The organism is Enterobacter sp. BIGb0383 (assembly GCF_003751845.1).
GTDB lineage: Bacteria > Pseudomonadota > Gammaproteobacteria > Enterobacterales > Enterobacteriaceae > BIGb0383.
The window spans coordinates 179,972-196,061 of the sequence record NZ_RJKQ01000005.1 but is presented as its reverse complement, the minus strand read 5'-3'; the positions used below and the strand labels follow the sequence as shown (position 1 = coordinate 196,061).

Annotated in this window: 15 protein-coding genes; 3 read left to right on the top strand and 12 right to left on the bottom strand. The window is 56.1% G+C overall.

Annotation, left to right across the window (positions count from 1 at the left end; genetic code table 11):
- Window positions 1–249: 249 nt before the first annotated feature.
- Entirely contained in the window at window positions 250–1,629 is a 1,380-nt protein-coding gene (pgtP, locus tag EDF81_RS20960; protein ID WP_123350099.1) for a phosphoglycerate transporter PgtP, read from the top strand.
- A gap of 31 nt (window positions 1,630–1,660) precedes the next feature.
- Here pgtP and EDF81_RS20955 read toward each other — a convergent pair whose 3' ends face one another.
- The 4 genes from EDF81_RS20955 to xseB form a co-directional block, all read right to left on the bottom strand.
- A complete protein-coding gene (locus EDF81_RS20955) occupies window positions 1,661–2,635 on the bottom strand; it encodes an aldo/keto reductase (RefSeq protein ID WP_123350098.1) in 975 nt (324 codons plus the stop codon).
- 68 nt (window positions 2,636–2,703) lie between these two features.
- On the bottom strand, window positions 2,704–4,566 hold the full coding sequence (dxs, locus tag EDF81_RS20950; protein WP_123350097.1) for a 1-deoxy-D-xylulose-5-phosphate synthase: 1,863 nt from the start codon (window positions 4,564–4,566) through the stop codon (window positions 2,704–2,706).
- Window positions 4,567–4,633: 67 nt separating this feature from the next.
- Complete coding sequence (gene ispA / locus EDF81_RS20945; protein WP_123350096.1) at window positions 4,634–5,536, bottom strand: (2E,6E)-farnesyl diphosphate synthase; 903 nt, start codon at window positions 5,534–5,536, stop codon at window positions 4,634–4,636.
- Window positions 5,537–5,779 (bottom strand): exodeoxyribonuclease VII small subunit, encoded by a 243-nt coding sequence (gene xseB / locus EDF81_RS20940; protein WP_123350095.1) that lies wholly within the window; start codon window positions 5,777–5,779, stop codon window positions 5,537–5,539.
- Between the two features lie 204 nt (window positions 5,780–5,983).
- Here xseB and thiI point away from each other — a divergent pair, with 204 nt between their 5' ends.
- Window positions 5,984–7,432, top strand: coding sequence for a tRNA uracil 4-sulfurtransferase ThiI (gene thiI / locus EDF81_RS20935; RefSeq protein ID WP_123350094.1), 1,449 nt, complete (start codon window positions 5,984–5,986; stop codon window positions 7,430–7,432).
- A gap of 55 nt (window positions 7,433–7,487) precedes the next feature.
- Here the strand turns inward: thiI and EDF81_RS20930 are convergent, their stop codons facing one another.
- From EDF81_RS20930 to panE, 3 genes are read right to left on the bottom strand one after another with little or no spacing between them, the layout of a single operon-like run.
- Entirely contained in the window at window positions 7,488–8,576 is a 1,089-nt protein-coding gene (locus tag EDF81_RS20930) for a hypothetical protein (RefSeq protein WP_123350093.1), read from the bottom strand.
- Between the two features lie 32 nt (window positions 8,577–8,608).
- The gene (gene yajL / locus EDF81_RS20925) at window positions 8,609–9,202 is read right to left on the bottom strand and encodes a protein deglycase YajL (RefSeq protein ID WP_123350092.1); all 594 of its coding nucleotides are present in this window, start codon (window positions 9,200–9,202) and stop codon (window positions 8,609–8,611) included.
- Window positions 9,165–10,076 (bottom strand): 2-dehydropantoate 2-reductase, encoded by a 912-nt coding sequence (panE, locus tag EDF81_RS20920; protein ID WP_123350091.1) that lies wholly within the window; start codon window positions 10,074–10,076, stop codon window positions 9,165–9,167. Before panE ends, yajL begins: the two co-directional genes overlap by 38 nt.
- Before the next feature lie 139 nt (window positions 10,077–10,215).
- On the opposite strand from panE, the gene EDF81_RS20915 reads away from it, so the two are divergent.
- Complete coding sequence (locus EDF81_RS20915) at window positions 10,216–10,707, top strand: YajQ family cyclic di-GMP-binding protein (RefSeq protein ID WP_123350090.1); 492 nt, start codon at window positions 10,216–10,218, stop codon at window positions 10,705–10,707.
- A 29-nt stretch (window positions 10,708–10,736) separates the two neighbouring features.
- On the opposite strand, the gene EDF81_RS20910 is transcribed toward EDF81_RS20915, so the two are convergent.
- The 5 genes from EDF81_RS20910 to cyoB all read right to left on the bottom strand — a co-directional run bounded on the left by EDF81_RS20910 (window position 10,737) and on the right by cyoB (window position 16,071).
- A complete protein-coding gene (locus EDF81_RS20910; RefSeq protein ID WP_123350089.1) occupies window positions 10,737–12,101 on the bottom strand; it encodes an MFS transporter in 1,365 nt (454 codons plus the stop codon).
- A gap of 146 nt (window positions 12,102–12,247) precedes the next feature.
- Window positions 12,248–13,138, bottom strand: coding sequence for a heme o synthase (gene cyoE, locus EDF81_RS20905; RefSeq protein WP_123350088.1), 891 nt, complete (start codon window positions 13,136–13,138; stop codon window positions 12,248–12,250).
- Between the two features lie 11 nt (window positions 13,139–13,149).
- Complete coding sequence (locus EDF81_RS20900) at window positions 13,150–13,476, bottom strand: cytochrome o ubiquinol oxidase subunit IV (RefSeq protein WP_123350087.1); 327 nt, start codon at window positions 13,474–13,476, stop codon at window positions 13,150–13,152.
- Window positions 13,476–14,090: a cytochrome o ubiquinol oxidase subunit III gene (locus EDF81_RS20895; protein WP_123350086.1), complete on the bottom strand. Its 615-nt coding sequence runs from the start codon at window positions 14,088–14,090 to the stop codon at window positions 13,476–13,478. The genes EDF81_RS20900 and EDF81_RS20895 overlap by 1 nt, the downstream gene beginning before the upstream one ends.
- Entirely contained in the window at window positions 14,080–16,071 is a 1,992-nt protein-coding gene (gene cyoB / locus EDF81_RS20890) for a cytochrome o ubiquinol oxidase subunit I (protein ID WP_123350085.1), read from the bottom strand. The genes EDF81_RS20895 and cyoB overlap by 11 nt, the downstream gene beginning before the upstream one ends.
- Window positions 16,072–16,090 lie beyond the last annotated feature (19 nt).

Below are 16,090 nucleotides of genomic sequence, written 5' to 3'. Positions count from 1 at the left end.
CAAAATTAACCCGTCCATGAAATAAGGAGAAAGACTATCAAACAACGCAGTGTAAATTTGCTATCCGCCGCACAAAGCGTTTTGTTTAGTCAGCATTTGATTTCATTTTGTGTTAAAAATATCCTTATAAATCAGTTTTTTGTGTCATTTTTGACACATTTTCATCACTTGAGTTTTACTCTCGTTTGCTGAATCCTGCCTGCTAAATAAGACGGACGTTTATTTTCAATGCAGAATACAGGTGATGACATGCTATCGATACTAAAAAAAAGGCAATCAGCAAGGGCAGTAGCAGAAGATAAAATTCAGGAAACCTATGGGCGATACCGTATACAGGCGCTGCTTAGCGTATTTATGGGCTATCTGGCGTACTATATTGTGCGCAATAACTTCACCTTATCGACGCCCTGGCTAAAAGAGCAGCTGGATCTCAGCGCCACGCAAATCGGCCTGCTCAGTAGCTGCATGCTGATTGCCTATGGGATCAGTAAAGGCGTCATGAGCAGCCTGGCGGATAAGGCCAGCCCTAAAGTCTTTATGGCCTGCGGCCTGGTGCTATGTGCGATTGTTAACGTGGGGCTGGGCTTCAGTAACGCATTCTGGATCTTCGTCGCGCTGGTGGTCCTCAACGGGCTGTTCCAGGGCATGGGCGTCGGTCCCTCGTTTATTACCATCGCCAACTGGTTCCCGCGTCGGGAGCGAGGCCGTGTCGGTGCATTCTGGAATATTTCGCATAATATCGGCGGCGGTGTGGTTGCGCCGATTGTCGGTGCGGCATTCGCTATTCTGGGCAACGAGCACTGGCAAAGCGCCAGCTACATTGTGCCTGCCTGCGTAGCGGTACTTTTCGCGCTGATTGTGCTGGCGCTCGGCAAAGGTTCACCGCGTGAGGAAGGGCTTCCCTCGCTGGAAGAGATGATGCCGGAAGAGAAGGTCGTGCTGAGTCATCAGCCCACCGTTAGCGCCCCGGAAAACATGAGCGCCTTCCAGATATTTTGTACCTACGTATTGCGCAATAAAAATGCCTGGTACGTTTCGCTGGTGGATGTTTTTGTCTATATGGTGCGTTTCGGCATGATCAGTTGGCTGCCGATCTATCTTCTGACGGAAAAGCATTTTTCAAAAGAGCAGATGAGCGTGGCGTTTCTGTTTTTTGAATGGGCAGCTATTCCCTCAACGCTGCTGGCAGGCTGGCTAACGGACAAGCTGTTTAAAGGCCGCCGGATGCCGTTAGCGATGATCTGTATGGCGCTGATTTTCGTCTGTCTGATCGGCTACTGGAAAAGTGAATCCCTGCTGATGGTCACCGTATTTGCCGCCGTGGTGGGCTGCCTGATCTACGTGCCGCAATTCCTGGCATCGGTACAGACCATGGAGATTGTGCCCAGCTTTGCTGTTGGTTCCGCCGTCGGCCTGCGCGGGTTTATGAGCTATATCTTTGGCGCATCTTTGGGCACCAGCCTGTTTGGCGTGATGGTTGATAAAATGGGCTGGCACGGTGGCTTCTATCTGTTGATGGGTGGGATCCTCTGCTGCATTCTGTTTTGCTACCTTTCCCATCGCGGCGCTCTGGAGCTGGAGCAGCAACGCCAGAGAGAGGCGTCGCTACAGCCTGCAGAGGCGAAGTGAATCACGCGCCAGCAACGCTGGCGCCTGGTGTTTACTTAAACCCGACCTGGGGATGTCGCTGATAGGGCGTCTCCAGCTCGGCGATCTGGACCTGGGTCAGCGTCAGATCGACCGCCTGCAATAGCTCCTCCAGCTGCTCTTCACGCGAAGTACCCACTATCGGTGCCGCAATGCCCGGTTTGCTAAGCAGCCAGGCCAGCGCGACCTGTGCTCGTGTGGCACCGGTCTCTTCGGCAACCCCCGTCAGGCGTTCGGCAATCTGCGCGTCGTTGGCATCGGTGGCGTTATAGAGGGTCTGACCAAACTCATCCGAGACCAGTCGGGCGGTGGTTTCACCCCATGGGCGGGTCAGGCGACCACGGGCCAGCGGGCTCCAGGGGATCACCGCCACCTTCTCCCGATAGCAGAGCGGCAGCATGGCCTCTTCTTCTTCGCGATAGATCAGATTGTAGTGATCCTGCATGGTGACAAAGCGGCCCAGGCCGTTTTCCGCCTGCAGCGTCAGAGCCTGGGCGAACTGCTCCGGGTGCATAGATGACGCGCCGAGATAACGAACCTTACCGGCTTTAACCACTTCATCCAGCGCCTGCAGCGTCTCTTCGAGGGGCGTGTTGTAGTCCCAGCGGTGGATCTGCAGCAGGTCAATGTACTCCATGCCCAGACGGCGCAGGCTGTCGTCGACAGAGCGCAGGATCTGCGCCCGGGAGAGGCCCTCCGCCAGGTCGCCGACCTGGTGATAGACCTTGGTGGCCACTACCACCTCGTCGCGGCGGGCGAAGTCGCGCAGCGCCCGGCCAACAATCTCTTCGCTGCTGCCGTCGGAGTAGCTGTTGGCGGTGTCGAAGAAGTTGATGCCGCCTTCGAGGGCACGCTGGATAATCGGGCGGCTGCTCTCTTCCGGCAGGGTCCAGGCGTGTTTGCCCCGGTCCGGCTCGCCAAAGGTCATACAGCCCAGGCAAAGACGGGAAACGTTAAGGTCGGTCGTTCCTAATTGATTGTATTTCATGGTTCCGCTCCGGCTGGTTGCTTAAAACATTATCCTTAAGCATAGCAGGAGCGGAAAGAGGGAAAGGATCAGGCAAGCCAGCTGCGGATGCGGGCTTCAATACCGGCGGCGTCGAGACCCAGCTCAGCGCGGGCTTCTTCCTGGCTGCCCTGAGGAACAAAGCTGTCCGGCAGGCCGAGGTTGAGCACCGGTACGACTTTACGGCGGGACATCAGTACCTCGTTAACGCCGCTGCCCGCGCCGCCGATAATGGCGTTCTCTTCCACGGTCACCAGCGAGTCGTGACGGGCGGCCATCTCCAGGATCAGCGCCTCATCGAGCGGCTTAACAAAGCGCATATCGACGAGGGTGGCATTAAGGTTTTCTGCTGCAACGGCGGCCTCTGTGAGCAGCGTGCCGAAGCAGAGGATCGCGACGTTTTCACCCTGACGTTTTACCAGACCTTTGCCTATTGGCATCTTTTCCAGCGGCTGCAGCTCGGCACCGGTGCCGGTGCCACGCGGGTAGCGCACCGCGCTCGGTCCCTGCTGATAGTGGTAGCCGGTAAACAGCATCTGGCGACATTCGTTCTCGTCGCTCGGGGTCATAATCACCATTTCCGGGATGCAGCGCAGATAGGAGATATCAAACGCGCCCTGGTGCGTCTGGCCGTCGGCACCGACGATACCGGCACGGTCGATGGCGAACAGCACCGGCAGCTTCTGGATCGCCACATCATGAATCACCTGATCGTAGGCGCGCTGCAGGAATGTGGAGTAGATCGCCACCACCGGCTTGTAGCCGCCGATGGCAAGACCGGCGGCAAAGGTCACCGCGTGCTGCTCGGCGATCGCTACGTCAAAATACTGATCCGGATGACGGCGTGAGAACTCCACCATGCCGGAGCCTTCGCGCATGGCAGGCGTGATCGCCATCAGCTTGTTATCACGGGCGGCTGTTTCGCACAGCCAGTCACCGAAAATTTTCGAGTAGGAGGGCAGACCGCCGCTGCTTTTCGGCAGCACCCCGCTGGTGTGGTCAAACTTTGGCACCGCGTGGAAGGTGATCGGGTCTTTTTCTGCCGGCTCATAGCCGCGCCCTTTTTTGGTCATAATATGCAGGAACTGCGGGCCTTTAAGGTCGCGCATATTCTTCAGGGTATTAACCAGACCCTGCACGTCGTGACCGTCAACCGGGCCGATATAGTTAAAGCCCAGCTCTTCGAACAGGGTGCCAGGCACCACCATTCCTTTAATATGTTCTTCGGTGCGTTTCAGCAGCTCTTTAATCGGCGGTACGCCGGAGAAGACTTTTTTGCCGCCTTCGCGCAGGGAAGAGTAGAGCTTGCCGGAGAGCAGCTGCGCCAGATGATTATTCAGCGCGCCGACGTTCTCCGAAATCGACATTTCGTTGTCATTCAGCACCACCAGCATATCCGGGCGGATATCCCCGGCGTGGTTCATGGCCTCAAAAGCCATACCGGCGGTGATCGCACCGTCGCCAATCACACAGACCGTGCGGCGCTGTTTGCCCTCTTTGGCTGCGGCAACCGCGATACCGATACCGGCGGAGATGGAAGTGGAGGAGTGGCCGACGCTGAGCACGTCATACTCGCTCTCTTCGCGCCACGGGAACGGATGCAGACCGCCTTTCTGACGGATAGTGCCAATTTTGTCGCGACGCCCGGTGAGGATCTTATGCGGATAGGCCTGGTGACCCACGTCCCAGATCAGCTTATCGAACGGCGTGTTATAGACATAGTGCAGCGCGACGGTGAGTTCCACCGTGCCAAGCCCGGAGGCAAAGTGCCCGCTGGAGCGGCTCACGCTGTCGAGCAGATAGCGACGCAGTTCGTCGCACAGCTTCGGCAGGCTCTCTTTCGGCAGCAGGCGCAGATCCTGGGTGGAGTCCACCAGTGCCAGCGTCGGGTATTTGGCAATATCAAAACTCATCAGAGACTCATCGCGGTGTTTTTACACTACTCATCTTTCAGGCGGCCTGAGGGATGGAAGGTATTGTTTATTTATTACGCTGGATTATATAGTCCGCTAGCGCTTCCAGTGCCGTGGTATCAAGGGATTGCGCGGCCAGTTCGGCAAGGGACCGGTTCGCATCGGCAATCAGATCACGGGCTTTATTACGGGCTTGCTCAAGGCCCAGTAGTGCGGGATAGGTGCTCTTGCCAAGCTGCTGGTCAGCACCCTGGCGTTTTCCGAGCGTCGCAGTATCCCCCACCACGTCGAGAATGTCATCCTGAACCTGGAAGGCCAGACCGATGCTTTCGGCATAGCTATCCAGCAGTGGCAGCGCTTCACGGCCGCGAGCACCGGCGCTTAGCGCACCCAGTCTTACCGCCGCACGGATTAACGCGCCGGTTTTATGGCGGTGAATACGCTCCAGCTCTGCGAGACTTACCTGCGCTTTGCCTTCGGCTTCAAGATCCAGCGCCTGGCCGCCGCACATACCGGCAACGCCGCTGGCCTGCGCCAGCTCAGAGACCATCGCCAGCCTGTCGCGATCCGCGACTTCCGGCATCTCTGCATCGCTCAGGATGGAGAAGGCCAGAGTCTGCAACGCATCGCCGGCCAGAATCGCGTTCGCTTCGCCAAATTTAATATGGCAGGTTGGCTGGCCGCGGCGTAAATCGTCATCGTCCATCGCCGGGAGGTCGTCATGCATCAGCGAGTAGGCGTGGATACACTCAACGGCGGCGGCGGGCGCGTCAAGGGTCGTCAGGCTAACGCCAAACATATTGCCGGTGGCGTACACCAGGAAAGGACGCAGACGCTTACCGCCTAATAATGCGCCATAGTGCATCGCTTCAACCAGCGGAGTGTTCTGAAAGGGCTGCGGCTCGATAAAGCGGCGCAGCGCGGCATTGGCCCGATCAACGCAGGAATTTAACTGTTCGCTGAAGTGCATTTATTCGGCGTCCGGACTGAAGGGCGAAAGCGGGGCGTCTTCGGTGTCAGACAGCAGGATCTGCACGCGCTGTTCTGCCTGCTGCAGTTTAGACTGACCCTGGCGGGCAAGCTGCACGCCGCGTTCAAACTGATTCAGCGCCTCTTCCAGCGGCAGATCGCCACTTTCCAGGCGGGTAACGATGCTTTCGAGTTCGGTCAGCGCGGTTTCGAAACTGGCTGGCGCTTCATTTTTTTTCGGCATAGTGAATGTCTGACTCTTCTGTAACGCGATAGCGCGTATGGTAGCGAAATCCCGGCGGTTATTAAATAACACTCGCCCCAAAGTGCACAGGGACTATGCGTTGGTGGTATACTTGCGCGTCCTGGATGCAGGCACCTCTGTGCGCTGCAGTACCGCTTACTTGCTAAAGCCCCTGCGGGCTTGCCAACGAACCTAATTGTCGCCATGAAGTTTATCATTAAATTGTTCCCGGAAATCACCATCAAAAGCCAATCTGTGCGTTTGCGCTTTATTAAAGTGTTGACCGGCAACATTCGTAACGTTCTGAAACCCTACGATGAAACCCTCGCTGTGGTTCGCCACTGGGATCATATTGAAGTCCGTGCGAAGGACGAAAATCAGCGTTTAGCCATTCGTGAGGCCCTGACCCGTATTCCGGGGATCCACCATATTCTGGAAGTGGAGGACGAAGCCTTCACCTCCCTGCACGATATCTTTGAGAAAGCCCTCGCGCTCTACCGTGACCAGCTCGAAGGCAAAACCTTCTGCGTGCGTATTAAACGCCGCGGTAAGCATGAGTTCTCTTCCATTGACGCTGAACGTTACATCGGCGGCGGACTGAATCAGCATATTGAATCCGCGAAGGTGAAGCTGACCCATCCTGACGTTACCGTGAATCTGGAAATTGAAAACGATCGCGTCCTGCTGGTGAAAGGCCGTTACGAATGCATTGGCGGCTACCCGCTGGGGACTCAGGAAGACGTGCTGTCCCTGATTTCAGGCGGCTTCGACTCCGGCGTCTCCAGCTATATGCTGATGCGTCGCGGCTGTCGCGTGCACTACTGCTTCTTTAACCTTGGCGGTGCGGCCCATGAAATCGGCGTGCGTCAGGTGGCTCACTACCTGTGGAACCGCTACAGCAGCTCCCATAAGGTGCGCTTTGTGGCGATCAACTTTGAGCCAGTGGTCGGTGAGATCCTCGAAAAGGTCGAAGACGGCCAGATGGGCGTGGTGCTGAAACGTATGATGGTCCGTGCCGCATCCCAGGTGGCTGAACGCTATGGCGTGCAGGCGCTGGTGACCGGCGAGGCTCTCGGCCAGGTCTCAAGCCAGACCCTGACCAACCTGCGTCTGATCGACAACGTCTCCGATACGCTGATCCTGCGCCCGCTGATCTCTCACGATAAAGAGCACATTATCGATCTGGCGCGTGAAATCGGCACCGCCGACTTTGCCCGCACCATGCCGGAATACTGCGGCGTGATCTCCAAAAGCCCGACTGTGAAGGCGGTGAAGGCGAAGATCGAAGCCGAAGAGCAGAACTTCGACTTTGCGATCCTCGATAAAGTGGTGCAGGAAGCCAGCAATATCGATATCCGCGAGATTGCGAATCAGACGCAGGAGCAGGTGGTGGAAGTGGAAACCGTCAGCGGTTTCGGTGCCAACGATGCGATCCTCGATATTCGTTCTATCGACGAACAGGATGAGAAGCCGCTACAGGTAGAGGGTGTGGAAGTGGTTTCCCTGCCGTTCTATAAGCTGAGCACCAAATTCGGCGACCTCGACCAGAGCAAAACCTGGCTGCTGTGGTGCGAACGCGGCGTGATGAGCCGTCTGCAGGCGCTCTATCTGCGCGAGCAGGGCTTTGCCAATGTGAAGGTATATCGTCCGTAACTATCGGATAAGATAAAAAAGCAGAGAAGGGCGACCTTCTCTGCTTTTTTTATGCTCAGAACAGCGCAAACTCAATCGGCAGAACTTTGTCACCTGCGTGCCACTCGCCGATGTATTTCCCTTCCGCCTGCGTCAGAGTAATCGTCTCCGTTACGCCGTCCTCGCTATAGGTTTTCATGACGTACGGCTGGTCGCTGCCTGTCGGGCAGGTGCCGTGCAGCTCAATGGCGGCGCCAAAACGGCTGTAGAAATAAGCTCCGTCGAGCGAGGTTTCGCGGCAGGTAATATTCAGCACTACGGGCGTTTTCTCACCCAGCGTACCGTATAACAGGCGTCCGTTTAGCGAGGGTGGCGGCGCTACCGTGCTGGTGGAATCGGGGGTAAGAAGGCTTAAACCATAGGGTGTCAGCTGGCTGCGCATATCGGCAACGGGAACCTTGCTGGTGAAGGTGTCCAGCTCATCCAGCGCCCGGCTGGCATGGTTGCTGCAGCGCTCATTGTGAAAAACAAAGTTGTTTTTCGCCAGGGAGAAGTCATTCGCGTAGTACGTCCCGGTTTCGGTTCTTGCCAGGCAGGAGGCATAGAATTCCTGATAATCAACGTATTCGTCGTCTTCGAGCCGCTGCTCCTCTGTCGACAGCGCCTTCTGCTGCGCAACAAAGGTGGTGATTTGCTGGCGTACATCGGCTCTGACGAGATCGTTCAGCCGGGTCCGGGTGTCCGGCGTGACCACATCATCAAGGTTGATCAGGGTGCCGCTGCGTAAGTCAAAGCTCAGGAAGGTATCCCAGGATTCACAGTAGGCACCGCAGCCTTCGGCAAAAATATCCAGCGTCAGGATCCGTGGCGTCGTCTCTACCCGCGACCAGGAGAGGCTGGCTATCGGGTCCATACCGGCTTTCGCGAGGCGGTTAAGCGTCGCCTGAGGATCTTTACCGGGGAGATGCGAGGCAAAACGGCTAAAGATATAGTCGTTGATTCGACGGGCGGCCTGCGGATTATCTTTTATCGTGACCCAGGGAAGAAGGTACTGTTTCTCTTTACTGTCAGGGTAGTTGTAACTGATTTCGCTAATTTTTACCTGACTTGCCAGTACGGAAGACGACAGCAACAGGGCTGCGGCTCCCGCCAGAAATCCTTTCATTAATAAACCTCGTTAAACAGCAGACTGTTATTCTATTCTTCGTAGTGATTGTAAATCCCGGCCGCGATCACCAGCTGTGACGCGACCTCGTGGGCTTTTTTCTGTCCGACCAGCAGGTCGATAATCTTCAGGGCGAAATCAATAGAGGTTCCCGGTCCCTGACTGGTCAGCAGGTTTACTCTCGGGTCCCATACCACGCGCTTATCCATCCACTGCTCTTCGGGGATTTTATCTTTCAGCGTCGGAAAACCGGTCATATTGCCGACGGGGAAAATATTGTGCGGCACCAGCACGGTGGCTGCCGCAGCGCAAATGGCGGCAACAATACGTCCGGAGCGGTGGAACTGTTTAACGGTTTCGACCAGCAGCGGGCTGTCCCGGAAGCATTCAGCGCCTTTAAGGCCGCCGGGCAGCACGATAATGTCGTAGTCTCCGTCCGCGACGGTAACCAGCGGAGCATCCGCCAGCAGGCGTACGCCGCGAGAGCAGACGATGGTCAGGTCGCCATCGCTGGCGACGCTGGCAGTGGTGACGCGAATACCACCGCGTACCAGAAGGTCGATGGTGGTGACCGCTTCGGTCTCTTCGCTACCAGGGGCGAGGCATATCAGTGCTGACGCGCTCATACTCACTCTCCTTGCGTTTTACCAGCTCATACAGGCGGGTGTTTTCAGGAACCGGTACGCCGTGCGCACGCGCGCGACGGATCAGATATCCGGTGATGTAGTCCAGCTCCGTGCGCCGCTGTGCGCGAATGTCCTGTAGCATAGAAGAGGTATTTTCTGCCGCGCTTTCAATAACCTGGTTGGTATAGTACAGCAGATCTTCGGTCGAGGTATGGTGGCCTTCACGGGCCATCACCGCCGCAACTTCGCTACACAGGGCTTCTATCAGAACCTGCTCGTCGCGCAGTTCACCGTTAGTACAGTCGCGCAGGGCGGTCAGCGGGTTAATCACGCAGTTGACCGCCAGCTTACGCCACAGGGGCGTATGAATGCTGTTGTACCAGGCGACGTCCGGCAGGACATGCTGCAGGGTATCGGCAAGCGCGCTGTAGTCCTGCTCGTAGGGTTTGGCCGGGCCTATCTGGGTGGTTCCGCTGGCAACATGAATAATCACGTTACCATCGTGACGTGCGGCATGGGTCGTTGCCGCCAGCAGCAGCGGCTGACGCAGACCGGCCAGCTCATCGACGGTGCCCATACCGTTGTGGATCAGCAGGATTGGCGTGGTGGATGGCAGACGTGCGGCCAGGCTTTTGACGGCGTCGGAAACCTGCCATGCCTTGAGCGTGACCAGCAGCAGGTCGCTCTGCAGCAGAAAATCCGGATCGTTGGCGATCAGGGACTCGTTGAAAATCGTCCCGTCTTCTTCTATCAGATTCACACTGCAATAGGGCTGCGGTACGCGTAGCCAGCCCTGAACCTCGTGGCCGTGTTTACACAGTGCGGTCAGCCACAGCTGCCCCAGCGCACCGCATCCCAGCACGGTAACTTTCATTGTTCCTCCTCACCCGCAACTGCGCCAGGTGCTTTTTGTCTATTATAGCGCTGTCTGCCAGGCTTCAGGTGATTACTCGTTGTGTTATGCCCGGTTGAAGGTATCATGCATCGCAACAAAAATAGAGGGAGAACAACCCATGCCATCTTTTGATATTGTCTCTGAAATCGATCTTCAGGAAGTTCAGAATGCGGTAGACAACGCCAGCCGTGAAGTGGAGACCCGTTTCGATTTTCGTAACGTGGAAGCCTCTTTCGCCCTGAATGAGAAAAATCAGACCATTAAGGTGCTGAGTGAATCCGATTTCCAGGTCAACCAGCTGCTGGATATCCTCCGCGCTAAGCTGCTGAAACGCGGGATTGAAGGCGCGTCTATCGAGGTGCCGGAAGAGTTCGTGCACAGCGGTAAAACCTGGAGCGTCGAGGCCAAACTTAAGCAGGGTATCGACAGCCCGACGGCGAAGAAAATCGTTAAGCTGATTAAAGACAGCAAGATCAAAGTCCAGACCCAGATCCAGGGCGAAGAGCTGCGCGTGACGGGCAAAGCCCGCGACGATCTGCAGGCGACCATGGCGCTGGTGCGCGGCGGCAATCTGGGACAGCCATTCCAGTTTAAAAACTTCCGCGATTAAGCGTAAAAAAGCGGGTTACCCCGCTTTTTTTACGCCCCTTTGACGACCTGCTCAACTTCAAAGCGATTGGTCACCTTACTGTCAATTTTGACGTAGGCGCTCTGCTCTTCGGCCACCACCAGCACTTCACTCACACCCTCTATGGCTAACAGACGCGCCTTCAGCGCCTCATCGGCCACGACATCTTCAGGTAGCGCAATGCGCAGACTACTGACGTAGGGCGGCTCTTTCATGGTGCTCGCGACCAGCAACCACAGCGTGGAGAGCAGGGCACCGGCAAGAAACACCGTCTGTGAATCAAACATGCCGTCGACCCAGCCGCCCAGCGCGCCACCGATGGCGACGCCGATAAACTGGCTGGTGGAGTAAATCCCCATCGCCGTGCCTTTATAGCCCGCTGGAGACTCTTTACTGATCAGCGACGGCAGCAGGGCTTCCATCAGGTTAAAGGCGATAAAGAAAATCTGCACGCCGAGCACCAGCTCCCAAAACCAGGTCCCGGATCCCCAGAGCACAATCTCGGCGATCAGCAGCAGCACCACACAAAGCAGGAATACCCGCTTCATCCGGCGCTTCACTTCCGCATAGATAATAAAAGGCACCACCGAGACGAAGGAGATCAGCATGGTGACCAGATACACTTTCCAGTGATCCGCAGGCGCTAATCCCGCCGCTTCCAGCTGGCCGGGAAGGGCTACAAAGGTGGACATCAGCAGGATATGCAGACACATAATGCCGAAGTTAAGTTTCAGCAGCTTCGGGTTAGCCAGCACCAGCTTAAAGCTGCCTTTAACCATCCCGGATTCGCGGTTCAGGACGTGATCGCGGCTGTTCGGCACCACCCAGATGGTCAGGGCAATCGCCAGGGTAGCCAGCAGGGCAATCATCCAGAACAGGGCGTGCAGCCCGAGCTTATGGGTAATGACCGGCCCGGCGACCATCGCAATGGCGAAGGTGACCCCAAAGCTGACGCCGATAAAGGCCATCGCTTTGGTGCGGTTCTGTTCGCGGGTTAAGTCAGACAGCAGGGCCATCACCGCGGCGGCAATCGCCCCGGAGCCCTGTAGCGCCCGGCCGAGGATAATGCCCCAGATAGAGTCTGAGAGGGCGGCGATAATACTGCCGACGACAAAAATCGCCAGCCCGCCGACGATCAGCGGTTTACGGCCAATGCGGTCTGAGAGCAGACCAAAGGGCACCTGGAAAACGGCCTGGGCCAGGCCATAGATACCAATCGCCAGACCGATCAGCGCTTCGCTTGCGCCCTGCAGCGCCATGCCGTACGTGGTCAGAACGGGCAGGACCATAAACATGCCGAGCATGCGCAGAGAGAATACGGTCCCTAAACCCCAGGTCGCGCGCAACTCGCCCGGCGTCATTTTAAAATCGTTCATTGCCACCTCAGTGTGAAAGCCGGGCATAGTGTAATCTGCGGAAGGGGGAGGGTAAACAGCGGGTTTCTTAGCAAATATTACACGGCGGGGTGTTTAGCCCGGACATAAAAAAAGGGTGCCGAAGCACCCTTTTTAGCGTGGAGTGTTTACCAGACGTAAGTCAGCAGGCTGTGGGAGTCCGGGACCATAAAGTCGACGGACATCATCACGCTCAGGGAGGTAATAGCCACGATAGAGAAGACGAACAGCTTGCGCGCCCACACCTTATCGTTTTCCGCTTTATAGCCGCGAAGGGCCATACCCAGCCACCAGACGCTCACCGCTGCGGCCACCACCAGATACTTGTAGCCAGCGTATCCGCCCAGAGAGAGCATCAGCGTGGCGACAGCAAAGGCGATGATATACAGCGTGATATGGTTTTTTGCGACGGAAATACCTTTCACCACCGGCAGCACGGGAATATTGGCTGCCTGATAATCCTTAAAGCGGAAAATCGCGATGGCGTAAGAGTGCGGCATCTGCCACAGGCTGAAAATCGCCAGCAGGATAGCCGCGCCGCTATCAAAATCACCGGTTACCGCACAGTAGCCGATCACCGGCGGCGCAGCGCCGGAGAGCGAGCCAATCAGCGTGCCGTAGACGGAGTGGCGCTTCATGTACAGGCTGTAAACGCCGACATAAACCACAAACCCCATCACCCCCAGCCAGCAGGCCAGAGGGTTGGCGCCAAACCACAGCAGCATAAAGCCAGCAATACCCAACAAGGTGGCGTACACCAGCGAGACTTTTGGCGAGATCAGCCCCTTGACCAGCACCCGGTTTTTTGTGCGCTCCATCTTCCTGTCGATGTCACGGTCGATGAAGTTGTTAAAGACACAACCAGAGGCGACAACCAGGGACACGCCAACCAGCGTGTACGCAAACAGCGGATAATCGATGCTGCCCTTAGAGGCCAGCAGGAAACCGCCGATGACCGAAATCAGGTTGCCAAAAATGATGCCTGGCTTTGTTACTTGCAGGTATTGCTTAAACATCATACTCGCCGCTCTTAGTGAACCATCATGTTGTAGTTCAGGTTCCACATAATCCAGATGGATCCCACTACCACGATAGCGATGATAATGACGGTAAAGATAAAGGCCGTCAGGTTCCAGCGCTCCTCAGAAGAGGTATTCATGTGCAGGAAGCAGACCAGGTGCACCAGAATCTGTACCACTGCCGCCACCAGGATAGTACCCAGGATGGCTGCTTTTGATGCGGATCCGTCCATTACCATCCAGAACGGAATCACCGTCAGGATGACCGACAGAATAAAGCCAATCATATAGGTCTTTACGCTGCCGTGGGACGCGCCGTGATCGGTAGAATGACTCATTACATCGCCCCCATCAGATAAACAACAGTGAACACACAGATCCAGACCACGTCGAGGAAGTGCCAGAACATGCTCAGGCACATCAGACGGGTGCGGTTGGTGCTGGTCAGGCCGCGACGCGCAACCTGAACCATCATTACCGCCATCCAGATCAGACCAGAGGTCACGTGCAGACCGTGGGTACCGACCAGCGCAAAGAACGCTGACAGGAAGCCACTGCGATCCGGACCCATACCGTTAACAATCAGGTGATGGAATTCATAGATCTCCATCCCGATGAAGCCCGCACCGAACAGGAAGGTGAGGCCGAGCCAGGTAAGAACCTGACTCTTGTTATTTTTGTACATGGCGATAGCCGCCATGCCGTAGGTAATGGAGCTGAACAACAGCAGGAAGGTTTCTACCAGCACGAACGGCAGTTCAAAAATATCCTTGCCGGTCGGGCCGCCTGCCGTACCGTTCACCAGAACGGCATAGGTTGCGAAGAGCGTTGCAAAGATAATGCAGTCGCTCATCAGGTAGATCCAGAACCCAAAGACCTTATTCGGGCCTGCGTCGTGGTGCCCGTGATCGTGCGCGTGGGCATCCGCGTGGGTGAGGGTATCAGTTGCCATTTTTCAGCCCCGCTTTAGAAATCTCATCGAAATGCTGGTTTTCGATTTTTTCAACTTCACTTACCGGTACGTAGTAATCCACGTCTTCATCAAAGCTCTTCACAATCCAGCTCGCGATAACAGCCACGAAGCTCGCGATTGCCAGCCACCAGATATGCCAGATCATGGCAAAACCGAAGATGGTGGTGAACAGGGCGATGATGATTCCGGCACCGCTGTTTTTCGGCATATGAATTTCTTCATACTGCGCAGGCTGCTTGTAGGCTTCGCCTTTCTCTTTCATTTCCCAGAATGCATCGCGTTCGTGGATCTGCGGCACAATGGCAAAGTTATAGAATGGCGGCGGAGAGGAGGTTGCCCACTCCAGCGTACGAGCGCCCCACGGGTCACCGGTCAGATCGCGGTTTTTCTCACGGTCACGAATGGAGACAACGATCTGAATCAGCTGGCTTGCGATACCGCAGGCAATCAGCACCGCACCAAACGCAGCAACCATCAGCAGCGGGTGGAACTGCGGATCGATCTGCTGGCTCAGACGACGGGTCATACCCATAAAGCCAAGCACGTACAGCGGCATAAACGCTACGAAGAAGCCGATGATCCAGAACCAGAATGCGCGAACACCCCATTTCTCATCGAGAGTAAAGCCGAAAGCTTTTGGCCACCAGTAGGTCATACCTGCGAAGCAGCCGAAGACCACGCCGCCGATAATCACGTTATGGAAGTGCGCAATCAGGAACAGGCTGTTGTGCAGAACGAAGTTCGCGCCCGGCACTGCCAGCAGAACGCCGGTCATACCGCCAACGGTAAAGGTGACGATAAAGCCGATGGTCCACAGCATCGCGGAGTTAAACACGATGCGGCCCTGGTACATGGTGAACAGCCAGTTGAAGATCTTCACCCCGGTCGGGATGGCGATAATCATGGTTGTAATACCAAAGAAGGCGTTTACGTTCGCGCCTGCACCCATGGTGAAGAAGTGGTGCAGCCAGACGATGAACGACAGAATGGTAATACAGACGGTTGCCCACACCAGCGAGGTGTAGCCGAACAGACGTTTACGCGAGAAGGTGGCGGCGATTTCGGAGAACACCCCGAAGACCGGCAGCACCAGAATGTACACTTCCGGATGGCCCCAGGCCCATATCAGGTTGATGTACATCATCATGTTGCCACCCATATCATTGGTAAAGAAATGGGTGCCCAGATAGCGATCCAGGGTCAACAGGGCGACGGTCACCGTCAGAATCGGGAAGGAGGCGATAATCAGAATGTTGGCGCACAGAGAAGCCCAGGTAAAGACAGGCATCTTGAACATATCCATGCCAGGCGCGCGCATTTTGAGGATCGTCACGAAGAAGTTAATCCCCGTCAGAGTCGTACCGATACCGGATAGCTGAATACTCCATATCCAGTAATCGACCCCGACCCCTGGACTGTACTCAATCCCCGACAGCGGCGGGTAAGCCAGCCAGCCGGTCTGACCGAATTCACCCAGCCCGAGGGACAGGTTAACCAGGATCACACCAACGACGGTAAACCAGAAGCTGAGGTTGTTCAGGAACGGGTACGCCACGTCGCGGGCACCGATCTGCAGCGGAACAACAATGTTCATCAGACCGATAACGAAAGGCATCGCCACGAAGAAGATCATGATCACGCCGTGAGCGGTGAAGATCTGATCGTAGTGGTGCGGGTTCAGGAACCCGGCTTCGCCCGCGGAGGCCAGCGCCTGCTGGCTACGCATCATGATGGCATCAGCAAAACCACGCAGCAGCATAACGAATGCCACGATGATATACATGATACCCAGGCGTTTGTGGTCAACGGAGGTCAGCCACTCATTCCACAGATATGACCACTTACCGAAGTAGGTGATCGCGGCCAGTAAGCCCAGGCCGCCGATGATAATTGCAGCCACCGTAACCATGATAATGGGTTCATGGTACGGAACGGCATCCAGTGTAAGTTTTCCCAACATCGTATTATTCCTCGGCCCC

Excerpts from the sequence above, each read along its gene's own strand:
- pgtP (WP_123350099.1), top strand. The coding sequence starts at position 250 with ATGCTATCGATACTAAAAAAAAGGCAATCAGCAAGGGCAGTAGCAGAA.
- EDF81_RS20955 (WP_123350098.1), bottom strand. The coding sequence starts at position 2,635 with ATGAAATACAATCAATTAGGAACGACCGACCTTAACGTTTCCCGTCTT.
- dxs (WP_123350097.1), bottom strand. The coding sequence starts at position 4,566 with ATGAGTTTTGATATTGCCAAATACCCGACGCTGGCACTGGTGGACTCC.
- ispA (WP_123350096.1), bottom strand. The coding sequence starts at position 5,536 with ATGCACTTCAGCGAACAGTTAAATTCCTGCGTTGATCGGGCCAATGCC.
- xseB (WP_123350095.1), bottom strand. The coding sequence starts at position 5,779 with ATGCCGAAAAAAAATGAAGCGCCAGCCAGTTTCGAAACCGCGCTGACC.
- thiI (WP_123350094.1), top strand. The coding sequence starts at position 5,984 with ATGAAGTTTATCATTAAATTGTTCCCGGAAATCACCATCAAAAGCCAA.
- EDF81_RS20930 (WP_123350093.1), bottom strand. The coding sequence starts at position 8,576 with ATGAAAGGATTTCTGGCGGGAGCCGCAGCCCTGTTGCTGTCGTCTTCC.
- yajL (WP_123350092.1), bottom strand. The coding sequence starts at position 9,202 with ATGAGCGCGTCAGCACTGATATGCCTCGCCCCTGGTAGCGAAGAGACC.
- panE (WP_123350091.1), bottom strand. The coding sequence starts at position 10,076 with ATGAAAGTTACCGTGCTGGGATGCGGTGCGCTGGGGCAGCTGTGGCTG.
- EDF81_RS20915 (WP_123350090.1), top strand. The coding sequence starts at position 10,216 with ATGCCATCTTTTGATATTGTCTCTGAAATCGATCTTCAGGAAGTTCAG.
- EDF81_RS20910 (WP_123350089.1), bottom strand. The coding sequence starts at position 12,101 with ATGAACGATTTTAAAATGACGCCGGGCGAGTTGCGCGCGACCTGGGGT.
- cyoE (WP_123350088.1), bottom strand. The coding sequence starts at position 13,138 with ATGATGTTTAAGCAATACCTGCAAGTAACAAAGCCAGGCATCATTTTT.
- EDF81_RS20900 (WP_123350087.1), bottom strand. The coding sequence starts at position 13,476 with ATGAGTCATTCTACCGATCACGGCGCGTCCCACGGCAGCGTAAAGACC.
- EDF81_RS20895 (WP_123350086.1), bottom strand. The coding sequence starts at position 14,090 with ATGGCAACTGATACCCTCACCCACGCGGATGCCCACGCGCACGATCAC.
- cyoB (WP_123350085.1), bottom strand. The coding sequence starts at position 16,071 with ATGTTGGGAAAACTTACACTGGATGCCGTTCCGTACCATGAACCCATT.